The organism is Leucobacter sp. NPDC058333 (assembly GCF_042726155.1).
Lineage (GTDB): Bacteria > Actinomycetota > Actinomycetes > Actinomycetales > Microbacteriaceae > Leucobacter.
Window position 1 is genome coordinate 488,652 of record NZ_JBHXHV010000001.1, and the last position, 17,402, is coordinate 506,053.

The 17,402-nt window shown below is 66.9% G+C and carries 16 protein-coding genes; 12 read left to right on the forward strand and 4 right to left on the reverse strand.

Features of this window, described 5'->3' with window-relative positions; all coding sequences use genetic code 11:
• Nucleotides 1-29: 29 nt before the first annotated feature.
• From fni to mvk, 4 genes are read right to left on the reverse strand one after another with little or no spacing between them, the layout of a single operon-like run.
• On the reverse strand, nucleotides 30-1,160 hold the full coding sequence (gene fni / locus ACFWHR_RS02215) for a type 2 isopentenyl-diphosphate Delta-isomerase (RefSeq protein ID WP_382446636.1): 1,131 nt from the start codon (nucleotides 1,158-1,160) through the stop codon (nucleotides 30-32).
• The gene (locus tag ACFWHR_RS02220) at nucleotides 1,150-2,244 is read right to left on the reverse strand and encodes a phosphomevalonate kinase (protein ID WP_382446637.1); all 1,095 of its coding nucleotides are present in this window, start codon (nucleotides 2,242-2,244) and stop codon (nucleotides 1,150-1,152) included. The genes fni and ACFWHR_RS02220 overlap by 11 nt, the downstream gene beginning before the upstream one ends.
• Nucleotides 2,241-3,203 carry a diphosphomevalonate decarboxylase gene (gene mvaD / locus ACFWHR_RS02225; protein ID WP_382446638.1) on the reverse strand — a complete coding sequence of 321 codons (963 nt, stop codon included), beginning with the start codon at nucleotides 3,201-3,203 and terminating at the stop codon, nucleotides 2,241-2,243. Before mvaD ends, ACFWHR_RS02220 begins: the two co-directional genes overlap by 4 nt.
• Entirely contained in the window at nucleotides 3,200-4,216 is a 1,017-nt protein-coding gene (gene mvk / locus ACFWHR_RS02230) for a mevalonate kinase (protein WP_382446639.1), read from the reverse strand. Before mvk ends, mvaD begins: the two co-directional genes overlap by 4 nt.
• A gap of 283 nt (nucleotides 4,217-4,499) precedes the next feature.
• Between mvk and ACFWHR_RS02235 the strand changes: the two genes are divergently transcribed.
• The 12 genes from ACFWHR_RS02235 to nrdE all read left to right on the forward strand — a co-directional run bounded on the left by ACFWHR_RS02235 (nucleotide 4,500) and on the right by nrdE (nucleotide 17,351).
• Nucleotides 4,500-6,368, forward strand: a complete 1,869-nt coding sequence (locus ACFWHR_RS02235; protein ID WP_382447743.1) for an ABC transporter ATP-binding protein — start codon at nucleotides 4,500-4,502, stop codon at nucleotides 6,366-6,368.
• A 179-nt stretch (nucleotides 6,369-6,547) separates the two neighbouring features.
• Nucleotides 6,548-7,201 (forward strand): hypothetical protein, encoded by a 654-nt coding sequence (locus ACFWHR_RS02240; protein WP_382446640.1) that lies wholly within the window; start codon nucleotides 6,548-6,550, stop codon nucleotides 7,199-7,201.
• Nucleotides 7,202-7,321: 120 nt separating this feature from the next.
• Nucleotides 7,322-8,011, forward strand: a complete 690-nt coding sequence (locus ACFWHR_RS02245) for a copper chaperone PCu(A)C (RefSeq protein ID WP_382446641.1) — start codon at nucleotides 7,322-7,324, stop codon at nucleotides 8,009-8,011.
• Nucleotides 7,962-9,431, forward strand: coding sequence for a PepSY-associated TM helix domain-containing protein (locus ACFWHR_RS02250; RefSeq protein WP_382446642.1), 1,470 nt, complete (start codon nucleotides 7,962-7,964; stop codon nucleotides 9,429-9,431). The genes ACFWHR_RS02245 and ACFWHR_RS02250 overlap by 50 nt, the downstream gene beginning before the upstream one ends.
• 190 nt (nucleotides 9,432-9,621) lie before the next feature.
• Nucleotides 9,622-10,572 (forward strand): hypothetical protein, encoded by a 951-nt coding sequence (locus ACFWHR_RS02255; protein ID WP_382446643.1) that lies wholly within the window; start codon nucleotides 9,622-9,624, stop codon nucleotides 10,570-10,572.
• Between the two features lie 382 nt (nucleotides 10,573-10,954).
• The gene (locus ACFWHR_RS02260; protein WP_382446644.1) at nucleotides 10,955-12,178 is read left to right on the forward strand and encodes a pyridoxal phosphate-dependent aminotransferase; all 1,224 of its coding nucleotides are present in this window, start codon (nucleotides 10,955-10,957) and stop codon (nucleotides 12,176-12,178) included.
• Complete coding sequence (locus ACFWHR_RS02265) at nucleotides 12,175-12,633, forward strand: 23S rRNA (pseudouridine(1915)-N(3))-methyltransferase RlmH (RefSeq protein ID WP_382446645.1); 459 nt, start codon at nucleotides 12,175-12,177, stop codon at nucleotides 12,631-12,633. Before ACFWHR_RS02260 ends, ACFWHR_RS02265 begins: the two co-directional genes overlap by 4 nt.
• A gap of 107 nt (nucleotides 12,634-12,740) precedes the next feature.
• The gene (locus tag ACFWHR_RS02270) at nucleotides 12,741-13,607 is read left to right on the forward strand and encodes a PfkB family carbohydrate kinase (protein WP_382446646.1); all 867 of its coding nucleotides are present in this window, start codon (nucleotides 12,741-12,743) and stop codon (nucleotides 13,605-13,607) included.
• A gap of 66 nt (nucleotides 13,608-13,673) precedes the next feature.
• Nucleotides 13,674-14,159, forward strand: a complete 486-nt coding sequence (locus ACFWHR_RS02275; RefSeq protein WP_382446647.1) for a hypothetical protein — start codon at nucleotides 13,674-13,676, stop codon at nucleotides 14,157-14,159.
• Between the two features lie 250 nt (nucleotides 14,160-14,409).
• Nucleotides 14,410-14,643 (forward strand): glutaredoxin-like protein NrdH, encoded by a 234-nt coding sequence (gene nrdH, locus ACFWHR_RS02280; RefSeq protein ID WP_382446648.1) that lies wholly within the window; start codon nucleotides 14,410-14,412, stop codon nucleotides 14,641-14,643.
• A 165-nt stretch (nucleotides 14,644-14,808) separates the two neighbouring features.
• On the forward strand, nucleotides 14,809-15,210 hold the full coding sequence (nrdI, locus tag ACFWHR_RS02285; protein ID WP_382447744.1) for a class Ib ribonucleoside-diphosphate reductase assembly flavoprotein NrdI: 402 nt from the start codon (nucleotides 14,809-14,811) through the stop codon (nucleotides 15,208-15,210).
• Nucleotides 15,210-17,351, forward strand: coding sequence for a class 1b ribonucleoside-diphosphate reductase subunit alpha (gene nrdE / locus ACFWHR_RS02290; protein ID WP_382447745.1), 2,142 nt, complete (start codon nucleotides 15,210-15,212; stop codon nucleotides 17,349-17,351). The genes nrdI and nrdE overlap by 1 nt, the downstream gene beginning before the upstream one ends.
• The last annotated feature ends 51 nt before the right edge of the window (nucleotides 17,352-17,402 follow it).

A 17,402-nucleotide genomic window follows, 5' to 3' on the forward strand; every position in this document is an offset into this window, starting at 1 on the left:
CAGCGCGAAGCCGATATGACGGGTCGTGGTCATGCGCGCGGCCGCTCCGAGCGGAGGGCGAGGGCACCGAGGTCTACACCGCGATCGGCGCAAAACTCTCGCAGCCGGCCACGCAGAATAAGGTCGGTGGCGAGCAGCTCGTCGCGGGTCGCGGCGCCGAGCAGCGCGTAGATCGCGCGGGTGCGCAGCTTCCAGTCGTCGACGAGGGCCACGAGGCGCTCGGCGCCTCCGGCCTCACCGTCGCTACCAATCGCGGCGAGGAACGTACCGGCGACGCCTACCGCCTGGGCGCCGGAGGCCAGCGCCTTCACGACGTCGAGCGGTGTGCGCACCCCGCCTGAGGCCAGCAGCGTGGGCGCCGGGTGCGGAGCGTCGAGCAGGCACGCGAGCGCCGACTGGCCGAAGCCGGTGAGCATGGCGTATTCACCGGCAACGCGGCGCGCATTCTCGATCTGCAAGAAGTCGGTGCCGCCGCGCCCGCTGACGTCGGCGATGGTGACGCCGATGTCGGCGAGCCGACGCAGCGCGCCGCGGCTCAGGCCGAAGCCAACCTCTTTGACGATCACGGGCACGGGCGAGGCGGCAGCGAGCTGTTCGACCGAAGTGATCCACGCCGAGAAATCGCGGGATCCCTCGGGCATCGCCGTCTCTTGCACCGCGTTCACGTGCACCTGCAGCGCGTTCGCGCCGAGCAGTTCGACGGCGCGCGGCGCGTCTGAAGCCGGCCTGCCGACGCCGAGGTTCGCCATCACGAAACCGTCTGGGTTCTCCTCGCGGATCACCGCGAACCCGCGCGCGGCGTCGGCGTCGTCGAGCGCGACCGACACCGAACCGCACGCCATCGGCAGACCGGTCTCGCGCGCCGCGATCGCGAGTTCGCGGTTGATGCGCGTGGTGCGCGCGGTGCCGCCGGTCATGCCGTTCACGTAGAACGGGGTTTCCCAGTGCCACTCTCCCGCGGCGTGCTGCGGGCCCGCGCCGAACGCGATGCCGACGCCCAGGTCGACGCGTTCCGCGTCGACGCCCGCGAGCGCCTGGTGCACGAAGTCGAGATCGTCGAACTCGTTGTGAGCGCCGCCGCCGCGCTGGCTCAGCGCAAGATCAACGTGCTCGTCTTTGCGCGCTGCGCGCGCATCGCCCGTACCGAGATCAGAATGCATCGACGCCTCCTGAGGCGGGGTGCGGCGCGAGGCTGAGGCGGCGAATATCGTTCGCCTCCCACTCGCGCAAGATGGGGTCGGTCGCGAGTTCCGCGCCCGCCAGCACGATACCGCAGTCGCCGCCGCCGGCGCCCGACGGCTTGCCGGATGCCCCGTGCCGCTCCGCGATGTCGCAGAGCGCCTGCAGCTGCGGGGTCTCGATCGTGATGCCCGACGAGGCACTCAGCCGCTGCAGCACGCGGCGCGCGCGCCCGATGACCGGCTCGGCGCCGGTGCCGTGGTGTTCGAACGCGGCAACGAGCGCGTCGACGCAGCTGCGGCTGTCGTCGATGAACGCGGGGTAAGGCGGCAGCGGTGTGCGTGCATCGCCAGCGCGTACCTGTTCGACGAGGCGCTCGGTCGACGCCGGCGATCCGGTCCAGCCGACGAGTAGCTGCAGGGCGTCGGGGTGCGCGAGGCGCGTGACGCCGCTGCCCGCCCACTCCTGGCTCGCGGCGAGCGTCGCCGCGACGCCGTGCACGGAGCGGTGCACGCGCAGAGCGCCGCGGTCGGGCGACGCGTAGCGGATCCACCCGCCGAAGGTGCTGGCCGCGAGGTCGCCGCCCGAGGCCGTCGGGGCGACCTCGATGGTCGCGAGCAGCGCCAGTTTGAAGCGCTCGCTGCGAGTGAGATCAAGCCCGTAGAACTCGTTCAGCGCGGCGACGACGGCGACGGTGACCGCGGCAGACGAGCCGAGGCCGAACTTGCGGCCGCTCACGTCGTCGAGCTCGCTGCCGATGTCGAGATCGTAGTAGCGGGGCGGCAGGCTGAGCTCGGAGCGCAGCTGTTCGACCGCGGTGATCGCCGCGAACACGTAGTCGTAGGGCTGGTGTTCGAGCACAATGCGATCGCTCGCCTCGTCGCGCACCCACACGAGCGGAGACCGGCCGTAGGCGCTCGATCGCACGCGCCCGACCTCGGATCCCTCGGTCAGCTGCACCGTGATGTAGCGGTCGACGGCGACGATCACCGCGGGCTGCCCGGGGTCAACGACGGCGTATTCGCCGGCGATGTAGAGCTTTCCGGGCGCCCGCTGCTCGATCACGCGATCGCCTCGATCAGTTCGGCGCCCGCGCCCGGCCCCACGAGGCGCACCGAGCCGAAGCCCTGCAGCGCGTTGCACAGTTCTTCGGCCTGCTCAGGGCGCACGATCACGGCGACGTTGGGGCCGGCGTCCGCCGTCGAGTAGGCGTCGAGCCCCTGATCGCGCAGCGCGGCAACGGCGTCGAAGACCGCGATGCTCGTCGGTGCGAGGTACCGGATGGGCGGGTCGCACGACTGAATGACGGCGTGCATGCGCAGCGCGTGCGATTCAGTGATGCGGCCAACGCGCGTGAAGTCGTCAGCTGCGCAAGCCTCGATCATCGCGGCGAGCGACTCCTCCGTCGAGGTGATCCAGGCTGGGAAGAACGGCGAGGTGAGCGCCGAGCGGCGCATCGCGGCGCGACTCGAGACGGCCTTCTGCGCGGTGTCGACGGTCACGATCACCATGCGCATGTCGGGGCCAGCGACGGGTTCGGCGAATGACTGGGCGTCATCGCCTGCGTGCCAGACTGCGAGGCCGTCAATGAGGCTGCGCGACGCGGATCCGGATCCCCGGCGCGCGAGCCGGCTCAGGTCTGCGCGATCGAGGTCGAGTCCGTACGCGCTCGCGGCCGCCGTGGCGAGCGCCGCGAATCCCGACGCCGACGATGCGAGGCCCGCACCGGTGGGCGCCTCGTTTGTCGAGACGACGCTCGCGCGGGTCTCGGAACCGGCGAGTTCGCGCACGCGATCGAGAAACCGGGTGACCCGGCCCGTCGCATCAGCTGAGGCGACGGCGCCGTTCAGACTGAATGCGTCGAACTCCGCCCCCTCGTCGAGCGCGACGGTCGTCGTGGTGGGGAGCGCATCGAGCGTCAGTGACAGGCTGCCAGCGACGGGCAAAATGAGGTTCTCGTCTTGCTTGCCCCAGTATTTGACCAGGGCGATATTGGGGAATGCGCGAGCGGTTGCGGTCGTCATGCGGCGGGAACCTCCACGGTCCAGGTGCGTTCGGCACCGGCGAGGCGCATGGCGGCGCCGATCTCGTCGGCGTGTGCGTCGGAATCGGCGACCGCGATGACGCAGCCCCCGAGCCCGCCGCCGGTGAGCTTCGCGCCCGCTGCGCCCGCGGCGCAGGCAGCAGCGACAATGGCATCGAGTCGTTCGGAGCTGACGCCAACGCGATGCAGGATCGAGTGGGCCTCGCTCATCGCGGCACCGACAGCGGTGCGATCGCCCGAGGCGAGGTCGGCGATCGAGTGCTCCGCAATCTCGGCGAGGCGTGAGAGCAGCGCATCGGTCGCTTCAGGCTCGCGCTCGCGCAGGGCCTGCACCGAACCGACGGCCTGCGCGGTAGAACCGGGGTGCCCGGTGTCGGCAAACGCAAGAATCAGGGGTGCACCAATGTGGATCGGCGCGACCGCTCCCCGATTGAAGCGAATTGCGCCCGTTGCGGCGACCGTGCGTGCGTCGATGCCGCTCGGCTTGCCGTGCGCCACGCGCTCGGACGTCTGAATCAGGTCGAACAGCGTCTCGCTGTCGAGCTCTGTGCCAGCGAGGTCAAAAGCTGCCCGGGCGATTGCCGCCGCGACGGCCGCGCTTGACCCCAGCCCGCGCTCGTGCGGGATCGAGCTGGTGATCGTGACGACGGCGCCGCCCTCGGTTTCGTGTGCGAGGCCCGCAAGCCCGGCGCGCTCAAGCGACGCCTTTATGGCGGTGACCACGGGCGCGAGCCGCGCTGGCGCGCCGTCGACTGGGCCGGTGTAGAGCGAGCTGGCGATCCCGAGCCCCGGCGGGCCGGCCTCGATGATGGCCTCCGCAGTGAGGCTGTCGACCGGGATCGCGATGGCGGGAGCGCCGTAGACGACCGCGTGCTCGCCGAACAGAATTGCTTTTGCGTGGGCGATGCCGACCCCGCGGCGCGCGTCTGCTCCTGGCTCCGAAACCGGGGCCGCCTGAGAGGCGCGCGACTCGGCGTGGGGGGTCTGGGACATTCGCATCCGTTTCGGTTGGCTCCCGGGGCGAAATCCGCGCTCGGGCACGCGTGTAGAGGGCCGGACACCCCCGTCCCCTGCACGTCAGATCTCTTAGGGTATGCCGATCTGGCTGAAGATGCGACCTGGCGCGGCTGCCTCGCGCGCGGCGCGTGTCAATGAAAGTCCCGGTCGCGGTGCCGTTCTGCTCGCAAATCAGCTGTCGGCGGACGGGCAGGGGTTGCGCCGCAGGGGAAATTGGCGCCGAGTGTCGCCCCGGAGCGCTATTCTCCGAAGCATGAGTATGGGTGGCGGGCCGGTCGGCCGCGGATCCCGGATCTCGGCCGGCGATGCCGATTTGCAGCGCAAGCTCAATCGTGACGCTCCTGCCGTGGCCGGGCTCGGGCGTCGCATTGCCGCGCTGTTTCGCCCGTACCGGCCGCAGCTGGTCGCAATTGTGACGCTGGTGCTGGTGTCGGCGGCGCTCGCGATTCTGCCGCCGCTGCTGACGCAGCGGGTGTTCGATGATGGCCTGTTCCCGCTCGATGGCGGCGGCCCGCAGCTGCACGTGCTCGCGTGGCTCGTCGGGGCGATGGTGGCCGTCTACATCTTCTCGGCGGGGCTCGGGATCGTGCAGACCCTGTTCACGGCGCGCGTCGGTAACCGGGTGATGGGGGATCTCAGGGTGCGACTCTTCGCGCACCTGCAATCCATGGAGCTCGGCTTTTTCACGCGGACGAAGACCGGTGTGATCCAGTCGCGGTTGCAGAACGACGTCGGCGGCGTCGCGAACGTGCTGACGAACACCGTGTCGAACATCATCGGCAACACCGTGACGGTCGTCGCCGCGATTGTCGCAATGCTACTGCTGAGCTGGCAGCTGACGCTGATCGCCGTGGTCGTGATGCCGGTGCTCGTGCTCGCGCAGCGCCGCGTCGGTCAGATTCGGGCAAAGATTGCCGGGCGCACCCAGGAGTCGCTCTCCGAGATGAGCGCGATCACGCAGGAGGCGCTGTCGATCTCCGGTGTGCTGCTCGCGAAGACGTATTCGCGTCAGGGCACGGAAACCGAGCGGTACGCGGCCGAGAATCGCAATCAGATCGACCTGCAGGTGCGGCAGACGATGAGCGGACAGCTGTTCTTTGCGCTCGTGCAGGTGTTTCTCTCGGCCGTGCCCGCGATCGTCTACCTGATCTCGGGCTGGCTCATAACGCGCGGGCAGAGCGAGGGGTTTGATCCGGGAATCACCGCCGGCACCATCGTCGCGTTCACCACCGTGCAGTCGCGACTCCTCTTCCCGCTCGTCGCCCTGATGCGGATCGCGCTCGACCTGCAGACCTCGCAGGCGCTGTTCGCCCGCATCTTCGAATACCTCGACCTGAAGCCGGCGATTGTCGATGCGCCCGACGCGCGAGAACCGTCCGACGAGCCCGGGCAGGCGGGGCGCATCACATTCTCTGAGGTGTCGTTCCGCTACCCCGACGCCGGTCCGGGCGACCGGCCGACGCTCGACGCCGTGTCGTTTCACGTGGAACCGGGGGAGTTCGTTGCGTTCGTCGGGGCGTCAGGATCGGGCAAGACGACGATCGGCTCGCTCATTCCCCGCCTGTACGACGCGACCGGCGGCACCGTGCGCTACGGCGACGACGACGTGCGCGAGCTGAGCCAGGAGGCGCTGATGGATCGCATCGGCGTCGTCACTCAGGAGCCCTACCTCTTTCACGCGACGATTCTCGCGAATCTGCAGTACGCGAAACCCGACGCGACGTTCGAGGAAGTGCAGGCCGCCGCGCGGCTCGCGAACATCCACGACACGATCGTGAGTTTCGCGGACGGCTACGAGACCGTCGTCGGCGAGCGCGGATACCGGCTGTCGGGCGGTGAGAAGCAGCGCATCGCGATCGCCCGCGTCCTGCTGAAGAACCCCCGCGTGCTTGTGCTCGATGAAGCGACGAGCGCGCTCGACACGGTGAATGAGCGCATCGTGCAGCACGCTCTTGAAGACGCCCGCAGTGGGCGCACCACCATCGCGATCGCCCACCGACTCTCGACGATCGTCGACGCCGACCGTATCTATGTCGTCGGCGCTGGCCGCATCCTGGAGCACGGCTCACACGACGAGTTGCTCGCGCTCGGCGGCGCCTACGCGGAACTCTACGACCAACAGCAGTAGGTGGTTGGTTGCGGTCGGCCACCCTCCGCCACCCTCCGCCACCCTCCGCCACCCTCTGGCGAGCGGGGTAACTTGTGGGGCGTGTCGCGGCCGCAACACGCCCCACAAGTTACCCCGCTGGAGGTTTGTCGCGGTGGTGAGCGCCGATCGGGGTTGCCGGGAGCTGGAATACTGGGTGCATGACGTCGAGCTCACGCCTGCCGCACCTGGTGCGGGGGAGTAGCGCGGCGTCCATCGCCACGTTTGCCGCGTTGCTCGCTCACGTCGCCGGGGGCGGCGCGCTTCCCGGGCTCGTCGGTATCGCGGCTCCGCTGATCCTGTCGTTGCTCGTCTGCACACTGCTCGCCGGGCGCACGCTGTCGCTGACGCGCCTGTCGATTTCGGTCGTGCTGAGCCAGACGCTCTTCCACGGACTGTTCGTGCTCGGCGCGCAGCCGGGCGCGACAGGGCAAGCACCGCCCGCCGGGGGCGCGGCACATGACCACGCGAGCATGATGCTCGCGGTCACGAGCGACGGATCCGGCACCGCAACCGCGCTTGCCGCACAGGTGCAGGCCGACCCGCTGATGTGGGGCTCCCACCTCATTGCGGCATTGCTGACCGTCGCGTTTCTGCACCGCGGCGAACGCGCGATTCGCTGGCTCCACGACCTGTCGCAGCGCATGCTCGCCTGGCTGGGCCTGCGATCGCTGACCGCCCGTCTCGTGCCACTCGGCACGGTGGCCCCGCGATCCGGAATCGTTCGAACTCCCGCCTGGTCGGTGATCGGTCGCATTATCGCGACAGCCCAGCCACGGCGCGGGCCGCCGATGGCGGCACGGCTCGCTCCCTGAGCCACATTCTCGTCGCAGCGGCGTCTCGCCTCTGCCCTTTTCTTGACCGAGCCGCCACTGCGCGGCCGGACGGTTCGTGGTGCGCCGCGAACCACACACCTCTGCCCGAAAGGCACACCCATGCGTTGTAACACTTCCCATACCGTCACCCCTGCCCGCACCCGGGCCGCACGCACACACATCTCGCACCCGCGCGCCACGCGTTCGGTTGCGACCGCCGCGCTCGCCGCAGCCGCGCTATTCACTCTCGCCGGATGCGCGGCGGGGACTGCGGAGTCTGCGGGGACTGCAGGATCTGCGGGATCTGCGGGATCTGCGGGATCGTCGGACGATGCCGCAACCGCGCAAGCGGATGCGATCTCGATTGAGAATCCCTGGATCAAGACCGCGGAATCCGGCATGACCGCCGGATTCGGCACGCTTGAAAACGACTCCGACGCTGACATCACCGTCGTTTCTGTCGCCTCCAAGGCTTCGCCCATGATGGAGCTGCACGAAACGGTGCAGAACGAGTCGGGCGAAACCATCATGCGCGAGGTGGAGGGCGGTTTCGTGATTCCGGCAAACGGTGAGTTCGCGCTCGAACCCGGCGCAAACCACATCATGATGATGGACCTGCCGAACCCGATCCTCGCGGGCGACGAGGTGACCTTCACGCTGACGCTCGGGGACGACTCGAAGTTTGAATACACCGCGCTCGCCAAGGACTACGCGGGCGCGAACGAAAACTACGACGACGCGGACGACGCGGCCGACACGGATGACGCAGCTGGATCGGACACGAAGGAAACTGATCACAGTGGCCACTGAGACAGCGGCCGCGGCGGCCGAAGCCTCGCCAGCGCCCCCGGTTCAGCGTGCACAACGCGCGCCGGCAGACGCACTCACCCGGCCACCATCGCGCGGCCAGCGCGGCTGGTTTCCGCAGTTGCTCCTGCGGCTCCACTTCTATGCGGGGTTGCTTGTCGGCCCGTTCATCCTGATCGCCGCGGTCTCGGGCGGACTCTACGCGATCGCACCCACCGTGGAACAGGTCGTGTACAGCCACGAACTGCGCGCGCCCGCGCCGGGCGACGCAGACGACCAGCTTTCCCTCGCCGCGCAGATTGAGGAGGCGCAGCAATACGCGGGCGGCGGGGCTACGCTGACCGCGGTGCGTCCCGCTCCCGCACCCGGCGACACAACGCGGGTGATGTTCGCTGATCCTGGTCTGGGAGATAGTGAGTCGCGCGCGATCTTCATCGATCCGAGCACCGGTGAAATCAGGGGCGACGAAACCGCGTACGGCACGAGCGGCGCGCTGTCGGTGCGCACCTGGATCTCGAACCTGCACCGCAACCTCCACCTCGGTGACGCGGGCCGGCTCTACAGCGAACTCGCCGCGTCGTGGCTGGGTATCGTCGCGCTCGCCGGGTTCGGACTCTGGCTCGTGCGCGTTCGCCGTTCGCGCATGAGGCGCGATTTCGTGCGCCCGAATCGTCGTTATTCGGGCCTCCGCAAATCAATGAGTTGGCACGCTTCGGTCGGCATTTGGGTGATGATCGGGGCGCTGTTTCTCTCGGCGACCGGGATCACCTGGTCGAAATACGCCGGAGAGCACGTGGGTGAATTACGCGCCGCGCTGGCCTGGGGCACTCCGTCGGTAAACACTGCGCTCGGTGCGGGATCGGGATCCGCCACAGCGAATCCCGCCACGTTTGACGCCGTGCTCGCGATTGGGCAGCGCCTCAACATCAACGCGGGGCAGGTCGAGATCAGGCCGCCCGCCGAGCCCGGAACGGCGTGGACGATTCGAGAGATCAAGAGTGAGTGGCCGACCGAGGTCGACTCGCTCGCGATTGATGGCAGCTCTCTGGAGGTCATCGATCGGGTCGATTTCGCTGACTATCCCGTCGCGGCGAAACTTGCGCGGTGGGGGATCGACGCCCACATGGGGGCGCTGTTCGGCATCGCAAACCAGATTGTGCTGCTGGCGCTCGCGGTCGGGATCGCCGCCCTCGTCGTGCTCGGATACCGGATGTGGTGGCAGCGCCGGCCGACTCGTGCGGAGCGTTTCGAGCTGGCGGCCGGCCCGCGTCGCGGCGCGCTGCGCGGGGCTCCGTGGTGGGGCGTCGGGCTCGTACTCGTCGGCGCGGTAGCGATCGGCTGGTTCCTCCCGCTGGTCGGCTGGACGCTCGCCGCGTTCGTGGTGATCGACGTGCTGCGGTCCGCCCTCACGTCGCCCCGCTAGCCGCCTACCCACCCCTCCGCCCCGCCCACCCCTCCGCTCGGGCGAGCGGGGTAACTTTTGGGGCGTGTCGGCGCCACGACACGCCCCAAAAGTTACCCCGCTTGGGTTGAGGTGGGTTGAGGTGGGGTGAGGTGGGTGTAGGTGCGGGGTGGGGCACCGGTGGCGCACAGGGGATGAGTAGGGTGGGGGTGTGACCGATCCCCAGCAGCCGGGCCAGCCGCCGCAGCCGTCGAATCCGCAGCCGCCGCAACAGCCGCAGCCGCCGTATCCGCAACAGCCGCAGCTGCCGGGCGGGCAGCTTCAGCCGCCGCCGTATCCGCCGGGCGCCGAGCCGCAGCCCTACACGGGCCAGCAGCAGCAGCAGCAACAGCCTGCGCAGCAACCCTACGGCCAGCAGCCATATCCGCAGCAGCCGCAGCCCTACGTGCAGCAGCCCGCGTTCCCGCCCCAGCAGCAATTTCCGGCATACCAGCAGCAGCCATACCAGCAGCAGCCGTACCAGCAACCCCAGCAGCCGCCCTACGCCCAGCCGCAACAGCACCCGTACCCGGTCCAGTACCAGCAACCCCCGCGCAAGGGCGGCGCAGGCAAGACCTGCCTGATCATCGCGATTTGCCTGCTCGCGGTCGCGGCGCTTGTCATCGCGGGGATCTTCGCGATCTTCAACGCCCTCGGCAAGATCGGCAGCGACATGGTCGACAACGCTGTCGACACGTATGGTTCGAGTGCGACCACGTACCAAATGGACGAGCGCCCCGGCTGGGACGCGATGGAAGCGCACGTCGTTGGCATCGTCGACAAGTACCGTGCCGCGGCCGAAGACGGTTCGATCCTCGACATGACCCCGAACGGGCACTCGGTCTCACCCGACTACTACAAGGCCTTCCTGATGCAGATCACTGATCAGCGGGCCGCGTTGCGCTTTTCTGGCACGACGACGAGCACCGATCCCGCGGAGCTCGACGACAGAATCCAGGCGTACGTCACCGACATTGACGAGATGGAGCGCAAATTTACCGCGGGTGAGGATCTCGACGTTACGGTAAAAATTACCGACGAAAACGGCGACGTCGTGGAGTACAACGGCGAGAACGTCACCAAGAGGCTCGACGACAAGCCGCTCGCCGAAGATCCAGAGTAATTCACCCGCAATTTCGATCCCGAACCCCGTGATCATCTACGTAAACAACACGGGCGAGTGGTATCCATCCAACCTTTCTGATCCCCAAGTGGTCGACGTGGTGCGCCACGAACTCGTACGCGGTGCTCTTCCTCGGTGCCGACTTCGATGAACTGCAGTCGCGATCCACGGCCGCTCCCGAGTACGAGATGACTGACGAGACAGACCGCATCGCGACGGCGCTGCACGACGGCAGGTGCAGTTGACCCGCCAGCCGCCTCGCCGTCCACCCCTCCTCCTGTCGGGCGAGCGGGGTAACTTTTGGTGCGTGTCGGCGCGATGACACGCACCAAAAGTTACCCCGCTTGGGCTAGTGATCCGCGGGCATCGTAGGATCGTGCTCGTGCGCAACATTACGCAATCACGGAAGCTCGCGGGAGTGCGGTACGACGTGCGCGGCCCGATCCTGCAGGAGGCCCAGCGTCTCGAGCGTGACGGCCACGAGATTCTGAAACTCAACATCGGCAATCCCGCGCCGTTCGGCTTCGAAGCTCCGCCCGAGATCGTGGAGCGGCTGCGAGAGGTATTGACGGAGGCGCAGGGGTACAGCGATTCTCGCGGCATCCTGCCAGCGCGCGAGGCGGTCGCCCGCTACTACACCGACGAGGGTGTCGCCGGTGTCAGCCCAGACGACATCTACATTGGCAACGGCGTGAGCGAGATGATTTCGCTCGTGCTGCAGGCGATGGTCGACGATGGCGACGAGATTCTTGTTCCCGCCCCCGACTACCCGCTCTGGACGGCGCAGGTCACGCTCTCGGGCGGACGCGCCGTGCACTACCCGTGCGACGAGTCGAACGGGTGGATGCCAGACCTCGAAGCCATCGAGCGCCTCGTGACGCCCGCCACCAAGGGCATCGTGCTGATCAACCCGAACAACCCGACGGGCGCGGTCTACTCGGCCGAGCTCGTGCGCGGCTTCGCAGCGCTTGCCGAGCGCCACGGCATTGTGTTGATGGCCGACGAGATCTACGAGCGCATCCTGTACGACGGTGCGGTCCACGAGCACGCGGCGTTGCACGTACGCGACACGCTCTGCCTCACATTTAGCGGGCTGTCGAAGGCGCAGCGGGTCGCTGGCTATCGCTCGGGGTGGCTTGCGATTTCGGGCGACACCGCGCGCTCGCGCGACTTTCTCGAGGGCTTGCAGCTGCTCGCGAACATGCGGATGTGCGCGAATGTGCCTGCGCAGCACGCGATCCCGGTCGCGCTGTCTGCAGAATCGAACTGGTCTGGCATTGCTGAGCTGTGCGCGCCTGGCGGGCGACTGCGCGAGCAGCGCGATACCGCGCACCGCTTGCTTACTGAGATTCCGGGGGTGACCTGCGAGCTGCCGGGCGGCGCGATGTACCTCTTCCCGCGGCTCGACCCCGAGGCCTACGGAGTCGTCGACGACCAGCAATTCGTCATCGACGTGCTGCGCGCGACCCACGTGCTCGTGACGAACGGCCGCGGCTTCAATCTGCCGACCCCCGATCACCTACGCTTCGTGACACTGCCGGCGGTGCCGGTGCTGACGGAGGCCATCGGCCGCATCGCCGAATATTTGGAGACGGTGCGCCGGTGAGCGTGCGCATTCTCGCGGTCGGCAAGAAGCACGAGGCGTGGGTCACCGACGGCATCGCGCGCTACGAGAAGCGGCTGCGCAAACCGTTCGACACGCAGTGGCAGCTGCTGCCTCACTCGTCGCGTGAGGGCGACGCGGCGCGCACTGAGGAGTCGGATCGGCTGCTCGGCAAGCTGGATCGCGACAGCTTCGTCGCGCTGCTCGACGAGCGCGGGCGCAATGTCGATTCGCCCACGCTCGCTCGCACCCTGCAGGCCGCGTTCGACGGCGGCCGAGCGGTGACCGTGATCATCGGCGGTGCCTACGGCGTCGACGACCGGGTGCGCACACGCGCCGACTTCGTGTGGAGCCTGTCGAATCTCGTGTTCCCACACCAGCTCGTCCGGTTGATGCTCACCGAGCAGCTGTACCGTTCGCAGGAGATCGCGGGCGGTCGTTCGTATCATCACGTGTGATTCGATCCGGATCGCCCACCCACTGATTCGCTCGCTGCCGTCCGCCGGTCAGCCAGTTTTTCCGTTTGCAGTATCGTCAGTTCGCTCGTTCGACAGGAAGGCCCGCAATGCCGCGCATCCCTCAGCTCGCCATCGTCGGCAGCATCAACATTGATCTGATCGCGCGCACGGCGACGCTGCCGCGCCCCGGCGAGACGATCGGCGACGGCGCGTTCAACCGCCTGCCGGGTGGAAAGGGCGCGAATCAGGCCGTCGCCGCCGCGGCGCTCGGGGTGCCGGTGCGCATGATTGGCGCGGTGGGTAACGATGCCGACGGTGAGCTGGCACGCGCGACGCTCGTGGCGGCCGGGGTCGATACGAGTGCGGTGCGCACCGTCGCCGAGCCGACCGGGGTTGCCCTGATCGGTATCGACGCGGCGGGGGAGAACCAGATCAGCGTGTGCCCCGGTGCGAACTCCGCTGTGACGGTGGAGGCCGACGCGCTCGGCGCGGGCGAAGCCGTGCTCGTGCAGCTCGAAGTGCCGATGGCCGCCGTGGTCAGCGCTGCGCGCGCGTGCACCGGTTTTTTCGCGGTCAACGCTGCCCCTGCCGCTGACCTGCCAACTGAAATACTTGAGCGCGCGGATCTCGTCATCGTGAACGAGTCGGAGTTTGCCGCGATCCCGGCGTTGAGCGGGGCACTGGCCGCGACCGGTCAGCGACCAGGGCCGCTCGTGGCCGTCAGCCTCGGGGCCGACGGTGCCAAGCTGCTGCGTGACGGCGTCGAGATCGCGCGTGCGTCGTCTCGGGCGACCGAGGTGCGCAGTACCGTTGGCGCTGGCGACGCCTTCTGCGCGGCCCTCGTCGCAGCGCTGCTGAGTGGAGCTGAGGAGGGCGAAGCGCTCGCCGCGGCCTGCGCGGTCGGCGCCGCAGCGGTCGCAGACGAGCGCTCGCAGCCGGAGCTGCAGCCGCTCGCCGCGTATCTCGTGAGGTAATTGCCCGGGTGCTGCCCCCTGCGCAGCGCGATCATGAATGTCGGTGGTTGCCCGCACCATTGATACATGAACCCCTTTCGCCTCTCGACCCGGCTGCAGCCGCCGGCGCACTCCGCGCCCCCGGCGGCTGCGCTGGTGCGGGCGGCGGTCGGGCGAGCACCGGTGCCCGCCGCGGTGCCTGCCACGGTGCCAGCACCGGTGCCCGCCGCGGTGCCAGCACCTGTGCCCGCCGCGGTGCCACCCACGGTGCCAGCACCGGTGCCGTCTGCGGCGGTCGCTGTGCCGTGGCGAATGGTGCTCCGGTCGCGTAGCGGGGTGATCGAGGTTGAAAACTCAAGTGCGTTCGCGCTGCACTCGGTGCGTTTCTCGCTCGCGGGCGACGGCATGCTCGGGCTATCTCTGCCGCGCACAGTTTTGCCGGGTGAGCGGCTGCGCGTGGTACTCCGCGGGGCGCGGTGCGAGGCGAGCGCTTCGGACGCCGATGCAGTGCTTGTGCTGCGCTGGTTTCAGCCCGACGGAATGGAGTTATTGTGGCCCATTTCGCTGTCGTAGAACGGTCCCCTCCGACACGCCGAGCAGGGTGTGGAAAGTGGAAATTTTCAGGGCCCCTCCTTCTGTGGATAACTCCCTGAGAAGTGCGAATCCGTGCCGAAAGTTCTCCCCAGATTGATCCTCGTGTTCGGGAAAACTCCGTGAAAAACTACATTGGTGTAACTACATCATGTTGTGGTCGGCCGCGGTGTGGTTCACTATATGTAGTGCCTCACGCGAGGCAAACGAGTTTTTGAAAGAAGGGCGTGACATGGCGATCACCGTATACACCAAGCCGTCGTGCGTACAGTGCACGGCGACCTACCGGGCGCTCGACAGCAAGGGAATCGAGTACGACATTCTCGACCTCTCGCAAGACGAAGCGGCGCTCGAAGCGGTGAAGGAGCTCGGCTACCTGCAGGCTCCCGTTGTGGTGACCGATGACGAGCACTGGTCGGGCTTCCGTCCCGACAAGATCACCGAGCTCGCCGGCCGCTTGGCATAAGGCTGATGCGATGAGGCGGGAACACGCATGGTTCCCGCCTCATGCAGTATCCGCAGTCGGCCGCACCGAGCGTGTGGCCAGCCCCGAAGAAGCGTGCTCGCAGCCCGCATCAGCTGCGCGGACGAGTTCGGGAGAAGTACCCGGAGGCGAACGGAAGTGGAGCGGATGTCAGATCTGGTCTACTTCTCCAGCGTCTCGGGCAACACGCACCGCTTCGTCGAGAAGCTCGGTCGCCCGGCGCAGCGCATCCCGCTCCGTGCCAGCGACGCACCGCTTCTCGTGCACGAGCCGTTCGTGCTCCTCCTTCCCACTTACGGGGGAGGGCCTGAAACGCGGGCCGTGCCGAAGCAGGTGATCGCGTTCCTCAACGTCGAGGAAAACCGAAAACACCTGCGAGGCGTCATCGCGGCAGGCAACACGAATTTTGGCGAGGCCTACGGTCTCGCGGGCGACATCATCGCCCGGAAGTGCCAAGTGCCCTTCCTGTACAGATTTGAACTCTTTGGAACCCCGGACGACGTCACCGCCGTCCAAAAAGGATTGGAACAGTTTTGGAAACAGCAGTGATGGAGCCCGGACTCGACTCATCGAAGATCAGCGACATGGATTATCACGCGCTGAACGCGATGCTCAATCTCTACGATGCCGACGGGAACATTCAGTTCGACCGCGATCGTGAGGCTGCGCGGCAGTACTTCCTGCAGCACGTCAACCAGAACATGGTGTTCTTCCACAACTTCGAAGAGCGCATGCGTTACCTCATCGACAACGACTACTACGAGTCGGCGCTGATCGAGCAGTACGGCGTGCCGTTCATCGAAGAGTTGACGAACGAAGCGTACGCAATGAAGTTCCGCTTCCCGACCTTCCTCGGGGCGTTTAAGTTCTTCACCTCGTACGCGCTGAAGACGTTCGACGGCAAGCGTTACCTTGAGCGTTTCGAGGATCGCGTTGTGATGTCAGCACTCGGCCTCGCTGAGGGCGACCGCGAACTCGCTCGCGGTCTCGTGCGCGAAATCGTGTCGGGTCGCTTCCAGCCCGCGACGCCAACGTTCCTGAACCTGGGCAAAGCGCAGCGCGGCGAGCTCGTCTCGTGCTTCCTGCTGCGCATCGAAGACAACATGGAATCGATCTCGCGCGGCATTAACTCGTCGCTGCAGCTCTCGAAGCGCGGTGGCGGCGTGGCACTGCTGCTCTCGAACATTCGCGAGACCGGCGCGCCCATCAAGAAGATCGAGAACCAGTCGTCGGGAATCATCCCCGTGATGAAGCTGCTCGAAGACAGCTTCAGCTACGCGAACCAGCTCGGCGCGCGTCAGGGCGCCGGCGCCGTCTACCTGTCGGCGCACCACCCCGACATCATGCGCTTCCTCGACACCAAGCGCGAGAACGCTGACGAGAAGATCCGCATCAAGACGCTCTCGCTGGGCGTTGTGATCCCCGACATCACGTTCGAACTCGCCAAGAAGGGCGAGGACATGTACCTGTTCTCGCCGTACGACGTCGAGCGCGTCTACGGTGTGCCCTTCGGTGACATCTCGATCTCCGAGAAGTACGCCGAGATGGTCGACGATGCGCGTATTAAGAAGACGAAGATCAATGCGCGTCACTTCTTCCAGACCATCGCCGAGCTGCAGTTCGAGTCGGGCTACCCCTACATCGTGTTCGAAGACACGGTAAACCGGGCAAACCCGATCAAGGGCCGCATCAACATGTCGAACCTCTGCTCCGAGATTCTGCAGGTCAACACCCCGACGACGTACAACGAAGACCTCAGCTACAGCGACATCGGCAAAGACATCTCGTGCAACCTGGGCTCGATGAACATCGCCGCAGCGATGGACGGCGGCAACCTCGGCGGCACCGTTGAGCTCGCGATCCGCGCCCTCACCTCGGTCAGCGACCAGAGCCACATCAGCTCGGTGCGGTCGATCGAAGACGGCAACGACAAGTCGCACGCCATCGGCCTTGGCCAGATGAACCTGCACGGCTACCTCGCTCGCGAGCACGTGCACTACGGCTCCGAAGAGGGCATCGACTTCACGAACATCTACTTCTACACCGTGCTCTTCCACGCGCTGCAGGCTTCCAACCGCATCGCCATCGAGCGCAAGAGCGTGTTCGGCGGGTTCGAAGATTCGCAGTACGCGTCCGGCGAGTTCTTCGACAAGTACACCGACCAGGAGTGGGCGCCCGCCACCGAGCGTGTCGCTGAGCTGTTCGCACAGTCGGGCATTTCGATCCCGACTCGGGATGATTGGCGCGAGCTCAAGGCGAGCGCTATGGCCCACGGCATCTACAACCAGAACCTGCAGGCCGTGCCGCCGACCGGTTCGATCTCGTACATCAACAACTCGACGAGCTCGATTCACCCGATCGCCTCGAAGATCGAGATTCGCAAGGAAGGCAAGCTCGGTCGCGTCTACTACCCGGCGCCGTTCATGACGAACGAAAACCTGGAGTTCTACCAGGACGCCTACGAGATCGGCCCCGAGAAGATCATCGATACCTACGCCGCGGCGACGCAGCACGTCGACCAGGGCCTGTCGCTGACGCTGTTCTTCAAGGACACCGCCTCGACGCGCGACATCAACAAGGCGCAGATCTACGCATGGCGCAAGGGCATCAAGACGATCTACTACATCCGCCTGCGTCAGCTTGCTCTCGAGGGAACTGACATGACGGAGTGCGTCAGCTGCATGCTGTGATCTTCCCGATCAGGGCAGAGTTTAAGAATCCACCGGAGTAGAAAGAACCCG

Bases quoted from the DNA above. Each gene is read 5' to 3' on its own strand.
- fni (WP_382446636.1), bottom strand. From the start codon at position 1,160: ATGCATTCTGATCTCGGTACGGGCGATGCGCGCGCAGCGCGCAAAGAC.
- mvaD (WP_382446638.1), bottom strand. From the start codon at position 3,203: ATGACGACCGCAACCGCTCGCGCATTCCCCAATATCGCCCTGGTCAAA.
- mvk (WP_382446639.1), bottom strand. From the start codon at position 4,216: ATGTCCCAGACCCCCCACGCCGAGTCGCGCGCCTCTCAGGCGGCCCCG.
- ACFWHR_RS02235 (WP_382447743.1), top strand. From the start codon at position 4,500: ATGGGTGGCGGGCCGGTCGGCCGCGGATCCCGGATCTCGGCCGGCGAT.
- ACFWHR_RS02240 (WP_382446640.1), top strand. From the start codon at position 6,548: ATGACGTCGAGCTCACGCCTGCCGCACCTGGTGCGGGGGAGTAGCGCG.
- ACFWHR_RS02245 (WP_382446641.1), top strand. From the start codon at position 7,322: ATGCGTTGTAACACTTCCCATACCGTCACCCCTGCCCGCACCCGGGCC.
- ACFWHR_RS02250 (WP_382446642.1), top strand. From the start codon at position 7,962: ATGACGCAGCTGGATCGGACACGAAGGAAACTGATCACAGTGGCCACT.
- ACFWHR_RS02270 (WP_382446646.1), top strand. From the start codon at position 12,741: ATGCCGCGCATCCCTCAGCTCGCCATCGTCGGCAGCATCAACATTGAT.
- ACFWHR_RS02275 (WP_382446647.1), top strand. From the start codon at position 13,674: ATGAACCCCTTTCGCCTCTCGACCCGGCTGCAGCCGCCGGCGCACTCC.
- nrdH (WP_382446648.1), top strand. From the start codon at position 14,410: ATGGCGATCACCGTATACACCAAGCCGTCGTGCGTACAGTGCACGGCG.
- nrdI (WP_382447744.1), top strand. From the start codon at position 14,809: ATGTCAGATCTGGTCTACTTCTCCAGCGTCTCGGGCAACACGCACCGC.
- nrdE (WP_382447745.1), top strand. From the start codon at position 15,210: ATGGAGCCCGGACTCGACTCATCGAAGATCAGCGACATGGATTATCAC.